Raw genomic sequence first — 18,061 nt, 5'->3', positions numbered from 1 at the left:
CATTCACCTCTCGATCAAAAATCTCTTTATTCTTTGTACGAATGATGTCGTCTCTTGCGTTTTTGTTGAATATGAGGTTTGTGAATAATTAGATACAAGTTGTTTCATTGCTTGTGAAATTGGAGCATTTTTATCTAAAAGTGTATATGGTATTTGTCTGGTTACAGCCGTTGACACAGTTCTGTCATCCGGTAAGATTCCCATTTGTTGTATTTCAATAGTCAGGAATTGCTTTATAATTCGTTGGAATCTATCTAGTGCTTTTGTACCTGTTTTTTTTGTGAATGAGCGATTCATTACCACATATATCGGCATATTTCCTTGATTGTTTACGATGTGTTTAATCATTCCGTATGCGTCTGTTATAGATGTAGGCTCTGGAGTAGTTATAACAATACATTCATCTGAAGCTAGAATAAAAAATAAGCCCTCTCTTGTTGCACCAGCTCCCATGTCAAAAACAATGTAATCATATAACTGCACTAATTCATTATACTGTTCCAAAAAGTAATCTTTTTTGTCATTATCTAAAATGAACAGACTAGAAAGACCGTTACCTGCTGCAATATAGGACAAATTGCCAGGACCTTTTTCAATAATGTCATGAATTCCAAGCTTTTCATCAAACATATCAACTATAGTTCTTTTGGCATTTAGTCCCACCAAAATATCAATGTTACCCATTCCTACATCAAGATCAAACAGCAGAACCTTTTTGTTGTTTTTTAAAAGTTCAAGTGAAAAATTTAAAGCGAAGTTAGATTTCCCCACTCCTCCCTTACCACTTACAATCGAGATTGTTTTTGCTTGCCTTGGATCGTTTACTTGCTGCAGCTTGCGGCGTAAACTCATTGCTTGATCATTCATCACGGTATTCACCAACTATATACTCACTAATTTTTTGAGGGTTAGGTTTTATGATATCATCAGGTACATCCTGACCATTTGTCATATAGGCAATTCCTGTTTTGTTTGCAAGTGCAATGTTTAGCATACTGCCATATTGTCTTGTTTCATCAATTTTGGTAAAGATATACTCTTTTATAGGAATATGTTTAAACTGTTCACTAATTTTTTGTAAATCATTCGGTTTTGCAGTTAAAGATAACACAAGGTATGTTTCAATTTCGTTATTAAAATCAATGCTTTGCTTCAATTCATGTACAAATCTTTCATCACGAAAGTTTCGGCCTGCTGTATCAACAAGTATCAAATCAAAATCGGAAAACTTTTCCACCGCATTCTTATAATCTTTAATATCATAAGCTACCTCTAAAGGTACATCGAGTATTTGAGCATACGTTTTTAACTGTTCGATAGCTGCGATTCTATACGTATCAGCAGTAATGAATGCAACCTTTTTCTGATCCTTTAACATACTTTTTGCAGCAACTTTTGCGATCGAGGTCGTTTTACCGACTCCAGTTGGCCCTACAAAATGAATGATTTTTTTGTCATACGTAATTCCTTCAAACGAAAGGGAGGAAATACGATTCGTAATTTCTTTCATTGTGTCCTGAAAGATAGTATGTTGATCAAAATCATTGTTTTCTCCATGCTTTTCAATAATAGAATTGACAATTTCCGCCGCTAACGATTCTGAAACTTCCTGGGACATTAAGTGTTGATAAACAATATTGTACTGTGTACTGAACTTTGATTTGACCTGTTGATTTTGAAACTCAACTAATTTCTTGAGTTGTTTAATTTCGTTAAGCACATTGGAGTCATTTTTCACATGAGAATTTCCGGTTTTTTTATCTATATTTATGTCAGGTAATTCATTCTTCACTTTTGGCTTTGGCATTTTCGGCTCTGGATCAAGCGCTGCAATCACTTCGATGTTTCTTTTTTTAAATAAACCAAAAAGTTTTCCGTTTCTAACTTCTTTTGAATTTAGTATTACCGCATCGACACCAAGTTCCTTGCGAATTTGATGCATAGCTTCCGGCATAGTTGCCGCTACATATTTTTTTACTCTCATGCTACATTCACCACCCCTACACTTTGTACTTGGACACTTGGTTCAAGCTCATTGTATGACAATACAACAACTTGAGGTAAAAACCGCTCAACTAATTGTTTTAGATACATTCGTACTGCAGGTGAGCACAATAATATTGCAGTATCTTCCTGCAATGCTATTCTTTCTACCTCTTCACTTACTGTTTTTATAATTAGCTGCTGTGAATCTGGATCGAGAGATAAATAGTTTCCATGTTCTGTTTGCTGGATATTCTCGGCTATCATTTTCTCGACAGCCCCAGAAACAGTAATAACTTTCAACGACATGTCGTCATGTACATATTGCTTGGTGATTTGCTGTGATAATGATTGTCTGGCATACTCTGCTAACAAATCTGTATCATTTGTCATTTTTGCAAAGTCAGCTAACGTTTCAAAGATAATTGGTAAGTTGCGGATAGAAACATTTTCTCTTAATAATTTGGCCAACACTTTTTGTACTTCTCCAAATGACAACGGCTCTGGTGTTACCTCTTCAACTAGAATTGGATAGCTTTCCTTTAAGTGATCAATCAATTGTTTCGTTTCCTGTCGACCCAATAAAGTATGTGCATGTTTCTTTATTACCTCTGTTATGTGTGTTGACACAACTGATGGGGGATCAACAACAGTGTAACCTGACAGCTCAGCCTCATCCTTCACTTCTTCACTTATCCATTTTGCAGGAAGACCGAATGCAGGTTCCTTTGTGTCAATTCCCTCCAGGTCGTCGTCGTCCAAACCAGGGGTCATAGCTAAAAAGTGGTCAAGCAAGAGCTCTCCGAAAGCAACTTCATTTCCTTTAATTTTCAATCGATACTCGTTAGGGTTAAGCTGAATATTGTCGCGTATACGAACAACCGGAATCACAACACCAAGTTCAATAGCTAACTGTCTCCGGATCATAATAACTCTATCAAGTAGGTCACCACCTTGACTCGCATCAACTAATGGTATCAGTGCATATCCAAATTCAAATTCGATTGGATCCATGTTTAATAGATTCACTACATTTTCGGGGGATTTCATTGCAGAACTTTCTGACTGTTCCTCTTCCTCAATATCTGGTTCTTCAACTTTTTCTGCTTGTTTTAGTAACATATAGCCACTTAATGCCAACAACGCTGCCAACGATGTGGTTAATAAAAAGTTAATTGGAGTCAATCCTAGTAGAAAAATAGCTCCTGCCGCAATGAATAAAAGTTTAGGATATTGCAGTAACTGACCGGTAACATCAGTACCCAAATTCCCTTTTGAGGAAGCACGTGTAACAATTATACCTGTAGCAGTTGCAATCAATAGTGCAGGTATTTGACTTACTAACCCATCACCAATCGTTAGGCGCATAAATGTATCCAGTGATTCCTGAAACGACATCTCCATTTGAAGCATACCAATGATTATTCCAAACACAATATTAATGAGTACGATAATAATCCCTGCGATTGCATCTCCTTTTACGAACTTACTCGCTCCATCCATCGCACCGTGAAAATCAGCTTCATTTTCTACTTTTTCCCTGCGCTCTTTAGCTTGATGTTCGGAAATTAAACCGGCATTTAGGTCAGCATCTATACTCATTTGTTTTCCTGGCATTGCATCTAAGGAAAATCTAGCTGCAACTTCAGAAACACGTTCTGCACCTTTTGTGATAACTAAAAACTGAATAATAACAAGTATGATAAATACAACAAAACCCACCAAGGGGTTGCCACCAATTACAAATGAACCGAATGTTTCCACAACGCCTCCAGCATCACCGTCAGAAAGAATTGATCTGGTCGTCGAGACGTTTAATGCTAATCGAAAGAGAGTTAATAATAACAATAGGGATGGAAATATAGAGAATTGTAATGCTTCCTGTGTATTCATTGATACTAAAATAACAATAAGAGCTAGAATAATGTTGCATAAAATTAGAATACTCAATAGCCATCCCGGTAGTGGGACGACAAGCATTGTAATGATTAAAATTACGCCTAATAAAACCGATAAATCTCGTGCCTTCATGGATTTCCCCCCTACCTATACTTTCTTCTCTAATCGATAGACATAAGCTAAAACCTCGGCAACAGCCTGAAAATATTCTTCTGGTATACTATTACCAATGTCAATTGCACTGTATAGCGCTCGTGCTAATTGTCTATTTTCGACAGTCATAACATGATTTTTTTTTGCAATTTCTTTGATTCGAAGTGCGGTATGGTCCATTCCTTTTGCTACTACGAATGGAGCGCTTGCTTTCGCTTCATCATATTTAATTGCAATCGCAAAATGAGTTGGGTTTGTAATAACCACGTCAGCCGTCGGAACCTCACTCATCATCCTCCTGGCTGCCATTTGCCTTTGCTTCTCCTTGATTTTTGATTTTATTAAGGGGTCACCCTCCATATTTTTGTGCTCATCTTTGATATCATTCTTTGACATTTTTATATTTTTCTCGAAATCAAACTTTTGATAAGCATAGTCAAATACTGCAATAAATAATAACGTAAGCGCTGCTGCAATCCCCATTATAATAGTAATTTGACCGAAAAAGGATAAAGCACTTTCAGCAGTTTTAAACGAGATCATCATCATGTCGTCTTTATAAAACCATATAAGCCCAAACGTTATAAGACCCATAAAAACAATTTTAAATAAAGATTTTGCTAACTCAACTAATGCACGGGCAGAAAATATTCTTTTTGCACCCTGGATTGGGTCTAACTTTTTCAAATCTATTTTCAGTGGTTCTGTTGTAAATAAGAAACCAATTTGTGTAAAATTCGATACCAATCCAGCGACGATAGCGATCCCCATTATTGGTGCAATGATTTTTGCAGTTTCAATGGTTCCTTCCACAAAAACCTGGTGGACATTACTTTCTGTTAAGTCCCAGTGAATATATTCAGTGAAAGCTGTTTTGTATAGCGCCGTAAGACCTGATCCCATATTACTTCCAAACACAGATAAGAGTAAAAAACAAAAAAATAAGAGGAATGCCGTGTTAATGTCCTGGCTTTTTGCAACCTGTCCTTTTTTTCTGGAATCTTGTCTTTTTTTGGGGGTTGCTTTTTCTGTCTTTTCACCTGCAAAAAATTGAAGATCCAATTTTAATTGAATGTTAAGCCCCTCCCATTAACTGCATTAAATGATGCATGGCATTAAACATTGTTTCAAACAAGCTTTTCACCAAGACCATATATAAGCTTAAAAAAAACAACATTGCAACAAAGCTTACAAATATTTTAAGTGGTAAGCCTACCACGAAAACGTTTAGTTGAGGAACAGTTCGTGCAATAATCCCAAGTGCAACATCGACTAAAAATAAGCATCCTACAATTGGGATAGCCATTTGAAAGGCTATAACAAACATTTTATTAAAGGTTTCAATTACAAAGTTCACTAAAGATTCATTTTGAAAAGGTACGAAAACATCAATGGGTATTAAATTGTAACTAAAAAAGATTCCATCTATAAACAAATGGTGCCCATTAACCGATAATAAGAATAAAAGTGCAATAATGTAAAAATATTGACCAGTTAAAGGGCTTTGTGCTCCTGTTTGTGGATCAATTACGTTTGCGATTGCAAATCCCATTTGAAAATCTATCAAACCACCTGCTATTTGAATTGCGGACAGTATAATATAAGCTAATAGACCAATTAACAATCCCACAATCGCTTCTTTAACAAGTAACAGAACAAATGTATCATCAATAGGTATTATTGGAGATTCAACAGTGTAAAACATAATGAATGCAAGAAAAAAACTAAAGCCTATTTTAAAATGATTCGGTATAGTTTTGTATGAAAAAAGTGGTAAGGCAACAAAAAAGGCTGTTACTCGAACAAATATTAATAAAAATGTGGGTATACTTGCTAAATTTATAATATCTAACATGCTTTACCCAACAAACTGATTTAAATTTTGATATATATCAGCTGTAAACTCGACCATTTTTGTTAACATCCATGGTCCAAAGAAAATTAATCCAAGAAAGACAGAGACAATTTTTGGAATGAATGCTAGTGTTTGTTCCTGAATCTGTGTGGTCGCCTGGAAAATACTCACTAAGAGCCCAATTGCCAGCGCCAGTATTAATAAAGGTCCAGAAACAAGTAATATCGTATAAATGCCTTTTTCTGCTAGTGTTAAAACAAATTCACTACTCATACAAACCATCCCCTCTATACATTAAAAAACTACCGTATTTATTCATTAGAATCCCTCTAGTAATGAACGGGTGATAAGATACCAGCCATCAACTAACACAAATAATAAAATCTTAAATGGCAACGAAATCATAACAGGTGGAAGCATCATCATACCCATTGACATTAGAACACTAGCAACTGCCATATCAATTATTAAAAATGGTACGAATATCATAAAACCCATCTGAAAAGCCGTTTTCAATTCACTAATTGCATAAGCTGGCACTAATGTGGTCATGGGTATATCCTGCACTGTTTCTGGTTTGTCCATTTCCGCATAATTCATAAATAGAGCCAAGTCTTTTTGTCTTGTGTTTGCTGCCATGAAATCCTTCATTGGTGCACTAGCACGATCATATGCCTCGTCCAAACCTATTTCTTCATTGAAAAGAGGCTGAAGTGCCTCTTCATTAACTTCATTAAATGTTGGTGCCATTATGAAAAATGTTAAAAACAAAGCAAGTCCAATCAGTACCTGGTTCGGGGGCATTTGTTGTGTTGCCAGAGACGTTCGAACAAAGGATAGTACAATAATAATTCTTGTAAAACTAGTCATTAAGATTAATATACTTGGTGCGAGTGACAATACAGTTAATAGTAATAATAACTTTACAGACGTTGCAACAGACTCTGGGTTTGAACTGGAAAACATATCTACAAATTCATTCATCTTTATCACCTTTTCGTTTATGGTGATTAATTAACTTGCTTCTGCCATCTTTTAATTTATCAAGCTCTGTTGTAAAAAGATTTTTAAAATCGGTTTTCGTTTGAGTTGTTGAATGATCATTATTGTTCTTCTGCTTGAAAAAAGAAGAAATTAACGAACCTGCCTGAAATTCATTTGTTTGATTTAGATTTAGTAATTCGTCCTTTTCTTTTTCACTTGTAATCTCATGTAGTAATTCTACATTTTCACCAACACCAACTATGTATATTCGGTTAGAAATACGTATTATTTGAATAGATTTGTTTTGCCCTACAGAAATTCCGCCTATATTTTCAAGAGCTCTAACCTGTTGAAAAACTTTATTTCGTTTACTTAAAAACTTTAATAATAAATAGATGAGTGCTAAAACAAGTATTAAAGCAAAAACCATTTTCACTAAATCAAATACGATAGAACTGTCTTCATTCTTACCTACAATATTTGTCGTTCCATCAGTACTATTATTTTTTAACTCATTACAATCAACTTCTTTTTCCAAACATTCCTTAGCATTTGGTTCGGCCGCAGAAACCTGTAAGGTATATCCAAACCCCAGAAAGTATGCACTTATTAAGCAAATACAAATCCCGATTTTTTTAAGTAGCATATTCATTCGCTTTTTAGTCTAAAGCCTTTTGTATTGCTTCAATTACGCGGTCAGCTTGGAATGGTTTAACAATAAAGTCCTTTGCCCCAGCCTGGATAGCATCAATGACCATAGCTTGCTGTCCCATTGCTGAGCACATAATTATTTTCGCCTGCGGATTTTCTTCTTTTATTTTTTTTAAAGAAGTTATACCATCCATTTCTGGCATTGTAATATCCATGGTTACCAAATCTGGTTGTAGTTCATTATATTTTTCAATAGCTTCAGCACCGTCTTGTGCTTCCCCAACCACATCAAATCCATTTTTACTTAAAATATCTTTTATCATCATTCTCATAAAAGCTGCATCGTCAACAATTAATATACGCTGTCCCATTAGTTTTTCCTCCTGATAGTTTTATTTTAGTTTCTTTAGCCTTTCAGACTGACTGAGGATATCTGTTAGACGTACCCCAAAGTTTTCATCTATAACTACAACTTCACCTTTAGCAATTAGCTTGTCGTTCACAAATATGTCTACTGGTTCTCCTGCTAATTTGTCTAATTCAATTATTGCGCCAGGAGACAAATCCAGTACGTCTTTTATTGTTCTCTTTGTACGTCCAAGTTCGACTGAAACCTTTAAAGGTATATCCAAGAGTAAATCCAGGTTCCGTTGCTCGTTACTACTAAGTTCCACTTGTTCAAATTGAGAAAATGTTGCTTGATGAACGTTGTTTGAAGATTGGGCAGCATTTTTACCAAGGAATTTCTGACTCGACTGTTGTACTGTTTCCTGTTTTTGAGTCTGTGAAGTTTGCTCACTCGCTTTTTCTCTCTCCACTTGTTCAACTGCAGCGGCCTGTTCTTCCTTTGATTCCTGTTGTGATTGTTTCATTAACTCTTCAACCAGTTGATTTGCAAATGGAATTGGAATTAACTGCATAATGTTTGAGTCAATTAGAGTTCCTACCTTTAATTGAAAGGAAACTTTAACAAAGACGTCATTTGATTCATTCAAATCAATACTTTTATTGTTAGAAGCCTGTTGTTTTTTTACAGTTGGTGGTGATATATCAATTTTTTTATTAAATATGGTCGACATGCTGGTTGCAGCAGCACCCATCATTTGATTCATTGCCTCCTGAACAGCACTTACGTGTATGTCAGTTAATTCTTCTGATGGATTAGTACCATCGCCACCAAGCATAATATCAGATATTATTGATGCATCTTCCGACTTGATAACAAAAACGTTTTGTCCAATAAATCCATCTACATATTCTACTTTTACACTTAAATGATCAAAAGTGAATTCGTCTGTGACATCTTCCTGTTTAATTACAGTCACCTCTGGAGTTGTTATCTCAACTTTTTGATTAAGTAAAGTAGATAGTGTAGTTGCAGAGCTCCCAAAAGATATGTTACCTATTTCGCCGAGCGCGTCTACTTCGATGCTAGTCAAGTAATTAGATGTATCTATATTGTTTGTTTCTTTGTTTTCAAACTCATCATCGTCTTGCCCTACTTTTAGTAGTGCGTCAATTTCATCCTGGGAAAGCATGCCATCACTCATCATCCCTGTTTCCCCCCTCTATTTCTCCTAATACTTGTACGGATAATTTATTCCGTAGTCTACCTGGTTGGACGTAAAATTTGGGTTCATTATTAATTTCCAACGTTAAAGGATCATCTATAGCTTGGCTTAAATTCATAATGTCACCGTTTTTCATCCCTAAGAATTCTTCAATGTTAATCGTTGTTTCACCTAACACTGCTTTTGCTTCAACCTTCGTTAGTTTTATATTTTCTGTAAGCTTGTCGTAGGTTTCCGGGTCTCTGTTTTTGGTGGAAGTTTGCATCCAGTAGTGTACGGATAATTTAGGAATAATTGGTTCCAGTACAATATGTGGAATACAAATATTAATCAAGCCACTAGTCTCACCAATATTGGTATTTAAAGACACAATGATAACAGTTTCATTAGGCGAGACCATTTGTAAAAACTGTGGATTTACTTCGAATTCTTCCAAAACTGGATCAATTTCTACTAATGAAGACCATGCTTCCTGGAGATTAACAATTGCTTTCTCAAACAGTTGAGACATTAACATGGTTTCAATTTCTGTTAAATTATCAACTTTATTCACACTGCTTCCTTTACCACCTAAAACCCTATCAAGCATGCCATACGCAATATTAGGATTTACTTCCATCAGTATACGACCCTCTAATGGAGCAACACTGTAAATGTTTAAAATAGTCATCTTAGGTACAGACCGAATAAATTCTTCATACGGAATTTGATCCACTGAGGCAACAGTTATGTTCACATAGGTTCTAAGTTGTGCCGAAAAAAATGTAGTTAATAAGCGGGCATAATTTTCGTGTATCCTTGATAGACTTCTAACTTGATCTTTAGAAAAACGTAGTGCTCTTTTAAAATCATAGACTCGAACTTTCTTCTCTTTTTCTTCTTTTTTTAATTCATCTGCATTCATTTCACCAGATGAAATGGCTGACAATAACGCATCAATCTCGTTTTGTGATAATACTTCTTCCACGTAAAAACCTCACCTCCATTATGGAGTATTTATAGTCATTGCAATATCTTATTAATAGTAACAACATCAGTAATTTTCCCACTAGTCATTACCTCATTAAGTCTGAGTTTGACAATATCTTCCAAGTTTTCTAATCCAGACTTAAAATCTTCTGCGTTCATCTTAGATAGCTCTTTAATAAGAATATTTCTCAGCTGAAACTCTCTTTTTTCCACTTCTTCTTTTGCATCCTCACTACCTGTTACAATCTGAAATTGGATTCGTACAAAGTTTCCACCCTGTAAATCAGTCGTTATTTCTGTTGATTTATAGGAATGTTCTACAATCTCATCGATAGATTGTGCATTACCTTTTTGTTTATCCCCAGTCATATTAAGTACAACTACGAGTGCAACTACGCCACCAAGCAAAATAATGATTAGTGAGGTAACCATTGTTTTCACTAAACCGCTACTCATTTTCACCACCAACCCTTTTTACACATTCTCTAATTCCAAGTTTACGATAGAAACTTGCTACCAAACTAGTAACCTCGTTTTCAGGTTCCTTCACAACAATTTTCTTACCGTTTATCAGTGTAATTGTTGTATCCGGATGGGATTGTATCTGCTCAATCATGATAGCGTTCAACGTAAATAAATCATCGTTTAATCGTGTTAATTGAATCATAATATGGTGGGGGGATGTGCGAGTAGTATCCTACACCGCAACATCCCCTACCTCCTCATCTATCGTTTTAGATTAACAAGCTCCTGTAGTATCTCATCAGAAGTTGTAATAATTCTTGTGTTTGCCTGAAATCCACGCTGTGCAGTGATCATTTCCGTGAATTCCTCTGCCAAGTCTACGTTTGACATTTCAAGGGAACCACTGATGATGGAAGCAGTACCAGCCGATTCAGGTACACGCAATGCAGCAGCTAAACCAGCGTTTTCTGAATTTAGAAATAGGTTACTACCAGCTTTTTGTAGACCGGCTGGGTTGGAAAAATTTGCTACCCCAATCTGCCCAGCCGTTTGTGTTGCACCAGTAGCATCAATATAATTTACTGTTCCGTTAGTCTGAATGCTAAAGCTTTGTGCATCATCCGGAATTTCTATATGTGATGTTCCGTCTTGCTGTAATAGATAGTAGCCGTCTGCATTCACAACGCTTCCTTCACTATCTAAATAGAAGTTTCCAGCCCGTGTATACATGGTTTCTCCACTTGCTTCTAGTGCAAACATTCCGTCTCCCTCTAATGCTAAATCTAGTGGATTATTTGTTGTTTGACGAAACCCTTGCGTGTGAATATTGTCAATTGATCCTAACTGTGACCCTAATCCGACCTGCGCAGCATTGACACCACCACGAGTGGCGGTTGGTCCTTGAGCTCCGGAAGTAGTTTGACTCATCATATCCTGGAATGTCACTCTTCCTTTTTTAAATCCAACTGTATTTACGTTTGCAATATTGTTACCTATAACATCTAGTTTTGCTTGAAACCCCTTCATACCTGAAATACCTGCATACATGGAACGCAACATAACTTTTCATCCCTTCATTGGTTAAATGTAGTAAGCTGTATCAATCAGTCAACAGCTTCTTGGCCTCCCAAGTCTTGGGTCCAGCCTATTCGTTAATTAAAATGGTTCCGTTAATGTTCGTAAAAATTTTGTTTGTCGCTTCTTCTCGATCCATTGCTGTAACTACTGTATGGTTTTTTGTACTTACAAGAAGTGCTGCATTATCTGTTACAACTAGTGAATCTGTAATGCCTTTATTTTTTGCCTCGACCATTTTTTCTGTGATTAATTGCCATTGCTTATCGTTAATCGTTATATTTCTTTCCTGCAAACGTTCTTTTGCATGTTTGCTAACCTTTACTAACTGAGCATCTATAAGCATATCTTTGAAATTGTTCGATGTTTCTTGTTGTTGTAATACAGGCTTTCGTGTATTCGGAAATTGCAAGGCATGTGATTGTGTTTGAAGGATGCGATGATCCATAATTATTCACTTCCTTCTGTCTTAACCGGTCCCTCTACCGTAGATTCAGTGTTTTCATTTACACTTGCACTCGGGTCTCTAATTTCCAAAATGGCATCGGCATATACCTTTTTACCATTTTCTAATTCTAGTACTGCCCAACCCTCTTGCTGACTAACTGCAATTACTTTACTAGATCCAATGTCTAATTTTTTCCCGGTTTCTTCATCATAATTTTGATAAGATACATCTTTACCAATCATATGACTATACTTAATAACTGGAGAAACCATTTGGCTTTGTACCAATGTATCAATTGATTGCGACATGTTCGTCATTTGTTCTAACGATGAAAATGTAGCCATCTGCGAAATAAATTCACGATCATCCATTGGTTTAGTAGGGTCCTGGTTTTGCAGTTGTGTCATTAATATCTGCAAAAATTCGTCTTTACCTAATTCTGGACTGGGTTGTCTTGATGTAGGCTGGTTTTGTAAATAATAAGATGGATCAATTCTTGCCAAATCAATCACCTACACTTTCTCATTCATTAGTATTTCGTGAAATTGTTTTTCAAAATCATCATTTGATTGTTTTTGTTCATCGCTTTCAGATTGTTCGGATTGGCTTTGGTTCTCTTTATTCATCGCTTGCTGGTCTTTGTTCTGTTGCATACTTTGTGTCTGGTTTGTATGGATATCCTGCTTTTCAATTACAACTTGTTGTGGCGAAAACATATGCTTAAGCTGTTGCATATTAGACTCCAGCATATCGCGAGCAGCGGCAGATGCCACAATGATTTTCACTGTCATTTCACCATTGATCTGAGTAAGCTTAACCATCATTTCTCCAAGATTTGCTGGTCGCAAAGACAGAGATAATTGTGTCGAACCGTTGTTCATTGTAAGAAATTTACTCGATTGAACAACCTTTTGAAATTTTTCTACCAACTGTTGCCCCTTACTTTGGTTAGTCTGTGACTGATTTAAGTGAATAACATATTGCTCCACCTTAGTTGCAGGCATTGATGTCAAGTTAGCTTGTGTCACTATGGAAGAATCAGCTCCAGTAGTTTTTGTGAGTGCGTTGTCAATCCATTTTGCTACATCACCACTCGTTACTTTTGCACTTGAATTATATTGCTGTGATGTGACAAGTTGATTCCTTTTTTGATATGTGTTAATTAACTCATGCCAAACATTTTGTGCTTTTGACGCATTTGAAGTTGCTTGGCTTCCAATTTGCGTCTTTAATTCATTGGAACCAGACAACTTTTTGTCTAAACTTGTCCATCGTTCCAAAAGCTTTTGAATTTCTGCTGCAAGTTTTTTTGTGCTTTTTGAATCAGCAATGCCAGACAGCAGCAACTCTGCTTTTTTACTTACTTCTTCAAGTTGTAGTATGATCTCTTTTTGGCTTGGCTGAGTAGTGGTCGGATTAACATTCAGTATAATTGTCGCCATATCAACATCAGATTGTACTGGGCTTAATTTGGTATTAATTTTAATTGGCTGAAGTAATTCCTTTAATTGTTCAAGTAATTTCTCTGGCAAATTCATACCTTCTATTGCTTGATGAATTTCTTTAATTTCTGTTTTGTCATTTAACAATGTTACGAGCTTTGCTTTTAATTCTTCCGGAAGGCTGTCGAGCAATCCTTGCAGAGGGTCTTCATGGTTCTTCTGTTCAATCGGCACTTTTGTTTCAACCAGTTTAGCTTCTGTTGCTACAGGCAGTTTTATATTTGAAAGTAAATTTTTAAATACACCAGAAAGTTCACTAGGTATCTTTTCCCGTGCAATTGTTTTTCCCTGAAGCGGCATTTGTACTTGTACACCAGTCGTATTCATCTTTTCACCTCCCTTCAATTATTAAAAGTTTAACTTCTGCTATTTAGATAGGCTTTAGTATACTGAGCGGCTTGTTCTGGTTCCATTTCTTCAAAAATTGCCGCACGTATATCTTCAGGTAATCCTTTTAATATAGCTATTACAATTCCCTCTTCTAGATCTTTTAAAATTAGTGCTGTTTTTTCTGGGTCGATTTTTTCAAAAGATGCAATTAAGGACTTTAATTGACTGTTCTTTTCGTTCTCATTAGAACTTTCCTCTGCGGTTTCATCAATCAATTTTGGTGAATCAGCACTCTCTAACTTTATTATTTCCTGTTCTAGGCGTTCAACCGTGCCTTCAAGGGTTCCAACTTCTTTTTTAAGTTCATTTATTTTTTCATCTTTTTTATTAATCTTGTCTTTATAGTCATCCTTAGTTCGTTGCTGGGTTTTTTCCTCTTCTGTATCTATAACTGAAGAAACAACTGGAATACTGTTACCGGTGGTCTTTACCCAATCGATAACATTAAAACCGGCCACCGAAAAAATTATACCAATAATTGTTACAGCAACTACCAAAGGAACAATTATTGCGAAAAGAAACCAAAGGATTGGGTTTGATTTAGTTTTAATTTTATTATCAGAATTCTTAGTCACTGCATTCACCTGTTTTTTTGATTTAAGTATTGCTGAACTGATATTTCGTCCATCATCAGCTTCTCGTTTTTCTTAATGATTTCTTCTTGTTCATTTTGTCGGAACGTTATAATCTTTTCGAATTTCTTAACCTCGACATGTGCTTCACTTAGTTTTTCCTGCTTTGACTCCATTTCACTTCTTGCAGATTGCACTTCTTTTTGAAGTTGAGTAATTTGCTTACTTAAATTTTCAATATAGATTAGTTGTTCTCTAATTTTGTCGATAGGAATAGTATTTTGTAAGTACTTTTCCTGTATGCCCTCTGCTTCTTCTTTTCTTTTAAGCAAATTGTAAAGCTGAGTGGCAACCCCTTCAAAATATTCAATTGATTGGCGATAGATTTTCTGGGCATCATTCTTTTCTCTTTCTCGTATATTGAGTATTTTTGATAAAGCTAGAATTTCGCCCATTAACTAATCCCTCCTGAAAGAATTGCTTTCATATTTTTAATTGAATCATTTATAGATAGATGCTCTAAAATGTCCTGTTTCAAAAATTTCTGTATTTTAGGATGAAATGCAATTGCGCGGTCTATTTCCTGATTGGTCCCACGTTTATAGGCTCCTATTTGTATTAGTTCACTATTTTCTTCATATATTGCAAGTAGCGAGCGGATTTGTTGAGCAGTTTCAAGATGGTCTTTGTCTGCTATTTGTGTCATTACCCTGCTGATGGATTTCAATATATTAATTGCTGGAAATTGTCCTTGTTCGGCTAACTTTCTATCAAGAACAAAGTGCCCATCAAGTATTCCTCTCACTGTATCGGCTATCGGTTCATTCATATCATCACCGTCTACTAAAACTGTGTAAAAGGCTGTTATCGTTCCGTCTGCACTAGTACCTGTTCTTTCCAGTAATTTAGGTAGAACAGCGAATACTGAAGGTGTATAACCCTTGGTTGTAGGGGGCTCACCAGTTGCTAACCCTACCTCTCGTTGTGCCATAGCAACTCTAGTAACCGAATCCATCATTAAATTGACATGATAGCCTAAATCCCTAAAGTACTCACTGATTGCTGTTGCGGTATATGCTCCCTTAATTCTCATGAGTGCAGGCTGATCAGAAGTTGCTACTATTACAATGGACTTTTTTAATCCTTCTTCTCCTAGGTCTTTCTCTATAAACTCTCTTACTTCTCTTCCTCTTTCTCCTATCAATGCAATCACATTGATATCAGCATCACTGTTTCTGGCAATCATCCCGAGCAGGGTGCTTTTCCCAACGCCACTTCCAGCAAATATGCCAACCCTTTGTCCTTTACCTACCGTAAGTAGTGTATCAATCGCTTTAACGCCTACTTGAATTGCTTCTGTGATTCTTGGTCTTGATAACGGGTTTGGAGGCATTTGTTCAGTTGTGAAATTTGATAATCCTTTTGGTAGTTTCGTTTCATCCAACGGTTTACCAATAGAATCAACCACCTTTCCTATTAAGCCCCGACCAATTTTTATTGTTAATGGTTTACCGGTTGATTCCACTAAGCAACCAGGGCCTAGTTCAGTTACAGCGGAATATGGCATGAGAACTATTTTCTCGTTATGAAATCCAACAACCTCTGCTAGTATTGGTTTTTTACTCATTAAAGCACTATGGATATAACAAACCTCTCCTATATTAGCTTCTGGACCACGGGATTCAATCATTAACCCTACAACACGCAACACTTTTCCAAACTTTTTATATGTATTTGCATGGTCAATTGCTTCTAAATACTTTTCTACTTCCATTTACCTGTTCTCCATGTAGACTTCATGTAGAATTGCACGTAGCTGCTTTAATTGAATGTCTATACTAGCATCTATTTGACCAAAAGGATGCTCGATCAGACAACTGTTTACCGTTACATCGTCTTTGACATATATAGAAAGCTTAGAATCTGATTCTAGCAATCTGCTTAGTTCGTCTTTTTGACTTAACACTAATCTATAATTGTCAGGATGTACGTAAATCGAAACGATTGATTGTTCCTTGATACCCTTAATTGCTGCTTTAATAATGTGCATGAATTTTTCCGGCTTGTGGTCAAGCTCGCTGAGTAGAATTTTCTCTGCTGAATCAACTGCAAGTTTTAATATTGTTTCCTCGCTGCTTTCTATTGTTGCATGGTAATCATCACTCGCAGAGTCAACGATTTCTGTTGCCTTATTAAGTAGTTCAGCATAATAATTCAAACTTTCCTGCTTTCCAGATAGAAAACCTTCTTCACTTGCTTGTTTTTTCGTTTCTTCTACAAGTTGTCTTTTTTCCTCATCCCATTTTTCCTTTTCAACCTTAATCTTTTCCTGCGTTTTTGCTAATTGCGCTTCAATTTCCTGCTTAATTTGAACCGACTTTTTGTTTAACTCTTGTAATTCTTGTTCTTTTGCTCTTAATTGTTCATCAATTGATTCAGTTGGTGATATAGACACAGGTTCTTTTTTATATAATTCTACTGGTTTAATCTTAATTTGTTTCTGTTTATAAATATCGTTCAGGTTGTTGTTAGACAATTATATCGTCACCTCCACCTCGTGCGATAACGATCTCTCCAACTTCTTCCAAACGGCGGATGACGGCTACAATTCTGGATTGTGCCTCTTCTACGTCACGCAGGCGTACTGGACCCATGTATTCCATTTCATCTTTAAACGTATCAGCCATTCGTTGTGACATGTTTTTAAAGACAAGGTCCTTAACTTCATCACTTGATACTTTAAGTGATAACCTTAAGTCTTCGTTCTCCACCTCACGTATAATTCGTTGTATAGCACGATTGTCTAAAATAATAATATCTTCAAAGACAAACATACGTTTTTTAATTTCATCAGCTAACTCAGGATCCTGTATCTCCAGTGCATCCAATATAGTTCTCTCTGTACTTCTATCAACACCATTTAATACTTCAACAACAGATTGAAGGCCACCAGTTTGCGTATAATCCTCAGTTAACGAAGTAGATATATTCCTTTCTAACACCTGTTCTACCTGACTAATTATTTCGGGTGAAGTCGAGTCCATAGTGGCAATCCGCCTAGCAATATCTGCTTGCATTTCCTGTGGCAATGCTGACAGTATTATTCCTGCCTGTTCAGGGTCAAGATAAGATAAGACTAAGGCAATTGTTTGAGGATGTTCACTTTGAATAAAATTAAGCACCTGTTGCGGGTCCGCATTACGAGCAAAATCAAAAGGTCTTACCTGGACTGAAGAAGTTAATCTGTTGATGATACTTGACGCTTCTTGCTTGCCAAAAGCTTTTTCCAGAACTGTCTTCGCATAGCCTATTCCACCCTGTGAAATAAAATCCTGTGCAAGAGCTATTTGGTGAAATTGCTCTAAAACATCCTCTTTAAGTTTTGATTCGACCTTCTTTACAGAAGAAATTTCCAAACTGAGTTTTTCAATTTCTTCTTCTGATAAGTGCTTGTAAACCTGTGCAGATACATCTGGCCCTAGAGAAATTAATAATATTGCTGCTCTTTGCTTCCCGGTTAATTCTTGTTTTGTGCGTGCCATTAT

Annotated in this window: 22 protein-coding genes; all 22 read right to left on the bottom strand. The window is 36.1% G+C overall.

Annotation, left to right across the window (positions count from 1 at the left end):
* Positions 1–3 precede the first annotated feature (3 nt).
* Positions 4–867, bottom strand: coding sequence for a MinD/ParA family protein (locus ACOI1D_RS01585; RefSeq protein ID WP_422498677.1), 864 nt, complete (start codon positions 865–867; stop codon positions 4–6).
* On the bottom strand, positions 860–1,984 hold the full coding sequence (gene flhF / locus ACOI1D_RS01580) for a flagellar biosynthesis protein FlhF (protein WP_422498675.1): 1,125 nt from the start codon (positions 1,982–1,984) through the stop codon (positions 860–862). The genes ACOI1D_RS01585 and flhF overlap by 8 nt, the downstream gene beginning before the upstream one ends.
* Positions 1,981–4,014 (bottom strand): flagellar biosynthesis protein FlhA, encoded by a 2,034-nt coding sequence (flhA, locus tag ACOI1D_RS01575; protein WP_422498673.1) that lies wholly within the window; start codon positions 4,012–4,014, stop codon positions 1,981–1,983. Before flhA ends, flhF begins: the two co-directional genes overlap by 4 nt.
* 15 nt (positions 4,015–4,029) lie before the next feature.
* On the bottom strand, positions 4,030–5,109 hold the full coding sequence (flhB, locus tag ACOI1D_RS01570) for a flagellar biosynthesis protein FlhB (protein WP_422498774.1): 1,080 nt from the start codon (positions 5,107–5,109) through the stop codon (positions 4,030–4,032).
* 1 nt (position 5,110) lies between these two features.
* The gene (gene fliR, locus ACOI1D_RS01565; RefSeq protein WP_422498671.1) at positions 5,111–5,890 is read right to left on the bottom strand and encodes a flagellar biosynthetic protein FliR; all 780 of its coding nucleotides are present in this window, start codon (positions 5,888–5,890) and stop codon (positions 5,111–5,113) included.
* A 3-nt stretch (positions 5,891–5,893) separates the two neighbouring features.
* Positions 5,894–6,163, bottom strand: coding sequence for a flagellar biosynthesis protein FliQ (gene fliQ / locus ACOI1D_RS01560; protein WP_422498668.1), 270 nt, complete (start codon positions 6,161–6,163; stop codon positions 5,894–5,896).
* A 45-nt stretch (positions 6,164–6,208) separates the two neighbouring features.
* Positions 6,209–6,874 carry a flagellar type III secretion system pore protein FliP gene (gene fliP / locus ACOI1D_RS01555; protein ID WP_422498666.1) on the bottom strand — a complete coding sequence of 222 codons (666 nt, stop codon included), beginning with the start codon at positions 6,872–6,874 and terminating at the stop codon, positions 6,209–6,211.
* On the bottom strand, positions 6,867–7,526 hold the full coding sequence (locus tag ACOI1D_RS01550) for a flagellar biosynthetic protein FliO (RefSeq protein WP_422498664.1): 660 nt from the start codon (positions 7,524–7,526) through the stop codon (positions 6,867–6,869). Before ACOI1D_RS01550 ends, fliP begins: the two co-directional genes overlap by 8 nt.
* Positions 7,527–7,533: 7 nt before the next feature.
* A complete protein-coding gene (locus tag ACOI1D_RS01545; protein ID WP_422498662.1) occupies positions 7,534–7,896 on the bottom strand; it encodes a response regulator in 363 nt (120 codons plus the stop codon).
* Positions 7,897–7,917: 21 nt separating this feature from the next.
* Positions 7,918–9,078 (bottom strand): flagellar motor switch phosphatase FliY, encoded by a 1,161-nt coding sequence (gene fliY / locus ACOI1D_RS01540; protein ID WP_422498660.1) that lies wholly within the window; start codon positions 9,076–9,078, stop codon positions 7,918–7,920.
* Positions 9,068–10,063 carry a flagellar motor switch protein FliM gene (fliM, locus tag ACOI1D_RS01535; RefSeq protein WP_422498658.1) on the bottom strand — a complete coding sequence of 332 codons (996 nt, stop codon included), beginning with the start codon at positions 10,061–10,063 and terminating at the stop codon, positions 9,068–9,070. Before fliM ends, fliY begins: the two co-directional genes overlap by 11 nt.
* 35 nt (positions 10,064–10,098) lie before the next feature.
* Positions 10,099–10,521 carry a flagellar basal body-associated protein FliL gene (gene fliL / locus ACOI1D_RS01530; RefSeq protein ID WP_422498656.1) on the bottom strand — a complete coding sequence of 141 codons (423 nt, stop codon included), beginning with the start codon at positions 10,519–10,521 and terminating at the stop codon, positions 10,099–10,101.
* A complete protein-coding gene (locus tag ACOI1D_RS01525) occupies positions 10,514–10,732 on the bottom strand; it encodes a flagellar FlbD family protein (RefSeq protein WP_422498654.1) in 219 nt (72 codons plus the stop codon). The genes fliL and ACOI1D_RS01525 overlap by 8 nt, the downstream gene beginning before the upstream one ends.
* Before the next feature lie 59 nt (positions 10,733–10,791).
* A complete protein-coding gene (gene flgG / locus ACOI1D_RS01520) occupies positions 10,792–11,589 on the bottom strand; it encodes a flagellar basal body rod protein FlgG (RefSeq protein WP_422498652.1) in 798 nt (265 codons plus the stop codon).
* A gap of 85 nt (positions 11,590–11,674) precedes the next feature.
* Positions 11,675–12,052, bottom strand: coding sequence for a TIGR02530 family flagellar biosynthesis protein (locus ACOI1D_RS01515; protein ID WP_422498650.1), 378 nt, complete (start codon positions 12,050–12,052; stop codon positions 11,675–11,677).
* Positions 12,053–12,054: 2 nt separating this feature from the next.
* A complete protein-coding gene (gene flgD / locus ACOI1D_RS01510; protein WP_422498772.1) occupies positions 12,055–12,555 on the bottom strand; it encodes a flagellar hook assembly protein FlgD in 501 nt (166 codons plus the stop codon).
* Between the two features lie 9 nt (positions 12,556–12,564).
* Positions 12,565–13,881 carry a flagellar hook-length control protein FliK gene (locus ACOI1D_RS01505; protein WP_422498648.1) on the bottom strand — a complete coding sequence of 439 codons (1,317 nt, stop codon included), beginning with the start codon at positions 13,879–13,881 and terminating at the stop codon, positions 12,565–12,567.
* A 29-nt stretch (positions 13,882–13,910) separates the two neighbouring features.
* A complete protein-coding gene (locus ACOI1D_RS01500) occupies positions 13,911–14,519 on the bottom strand; it encodes a MotE family protein (RefSeq protein ID WP_422498645.1) in 609 nt (202 codons plus the stop codon).
* Between the two features lie 5 nt (positions 14,520–14,524).
* The gene (gene fliJ, locus ACOI1D_RS01495; protein WP_422498643.1) at positions 14,525–14,971 is read right to left on the bottom strand and encodes a flagellar export protein FliJ; all 447 of its coding nucleotides are present in this window, start codon (positions 14,969–14,971) and stop codon (positions 14,525–14,527) included.
* Entirely contained in the window at positions 14,971–16,290 is a 1,320-nt protein-coding gene (gene fliI / locus ACOI1D_RS01490) for a flagellar protein export ATPase FliI (RefSeq protein ID WP_422498641.1), read from the bottom strand. The genes fliJ and fliI overlap by 1 nt, the downstream gene beginning before the upstream one ends.
* Positions 16,291–17,052 carry a flagellar assembly protein FliH gene (fliH, locus tag ACOI1D_RS01485; RefSeq protein WP_422498638.1) on the bottom strand — a complete coding sequence of 254 codons (762 nt, stop codon included), beginning with the start codon at positions 17,050–17,052 and terminating at the stop codon, positions 16,291–16,293.
* Positions 17,045–18,058: a flagellar motor switch protein FliG gene (fliG, locus tag ACOI1D_RS01480; RefSeq protein ID WP_422498636.1), complete on the bottom strand. Its 1,014-nt coding sequence runs from the start codon at positions 18,056–18,058 to the stop codon at positions 17,045–17,047. Before fliG ends, fliH begins: the two co-directional genes overlap by 8 nt.
* Between the last annotated feature and the right edge of the window lie 3 nt (positions 18,059–18,061).

Source organism: Virgibacillus sp. DJP39 (assembly GCF_049310925.1).
In the GTDB taxonomy this organism is placed as follows: domain Bacteria; phylum Bacillota; class Bacilli; order Bacillales; family Amphibacillaceae; genus Virgibacillus_F.
This window is presented reverse-complemented; position numbering and strand designations above follow the sequence as displayed.

Coding starts and splice junctions, on each gene's coding strand:
- flhA (WP_422498673.1), bottom strand. CDS start 4,014: ATGAAGGCACGAGATTTATCGGTTTTATTAGGCGTAATTTTAATCATT.
- ACOI1D_RS01545 (WP_422498662.1), bottom strand. CDS start 7,896: ATGGGACAGCGTATATTAATTGTTGACGATGCAGCTTTTATGAGAATG.
- ACOI1D_RS01525 (WP_422498654.1), bottom strand. CDS start 10,732: ATGATTCAATTAACACGATTAAACGATGATTTATTTACGTTGAACGCT.
- fliP (WP_422498666.1), bottom strand. CDS start 6,874: ATGAATGAATTTGTAGATATGTTTTCCAGTTCAAACCCAGAGTCTGTT.
- fliJ (WP_422498643.1), bottom strand. CDS start 14,971: ATGGGCGAAATTCTAGCTTTATCAAAAATACTCAATATACGAGAAAGA.
- fliR (WP_422498671.1), bottom strand. CDS start 5,890: ATGTTAGATATTATAAATTTAGCAAGTATACCCACATTTTTATTAATA.
- fliI (WP_422498641.1), bottom strand. CDS start 16,290: ATGGAAGTAGAAAAGTATTTAGAAGCAATTGACCATGCAAATACATAT.
- fliG (WP_422498636.1), bottom strand. CDS start 18,058: ATGGCACGCACAAAACAAGAATTAACCGGGAAGCAAAGAGCAGCAATA.
- fliL (WP_422498656.1), bottom strand. CDS start 10,521: ATGAGTAGCGGTTTAGTGAAAACAATGGTTACCTCACTAATCATTATT.
- ACOI1D_RS01515 (WP_422498650.1), bottom strand. CDS start 12,052: ATGGATCATCGCATCCTTCAAACACAATCACATGCCTTGCAATTTCCG.
- ACOI1D_RS01550 (WP_422498664.1), bottom strand. CDS start 7,526: ATGAATATGCTACTTAAAAAAATCGGGATTTGTATTTGCTTAATAAGT.
- ACOI1D_RS01505 (WP_422498648.1), bottom strand. CDS start 13,881: ATGAATACGACTGGTGTACAAGTACAAATGCCGCTTCAGGGAAAAACA.
- fliY (WP_422498660.1), bottom strand. CDS start 9,078: ATGATGAGTGATGGCATGCTTTCCCAGGATGAAATTGACGCACTACTA.
- flhF (WP_422498675.1), bottom strand. CDS start 1,984: ATGAGAGTAAAAAAATATGTAGCGGCAACTATGCCGGAAGCTATGCAT.
- flgG (WP_422498652.1), bottom strand. CDS start 11,589: ATGTTGCGTTCCATGTATGCAGGTATTTCAGGTATGAAGGGGTTTCAA.
- fliQ (WP_422498668.1), bottom strand. CDS start 6,163: ATGAGTAGTGAATTTGTTTTAACACTAGCAGAAAAAGGCATTTATACG.
- ACOI1D_RS01585 (WP_422498677.1), bottom strand. CDS start 867: ATGAATGATCAAGCAATGAGTTTACGCCGCAAGCTGCAGCAAGTAAAC.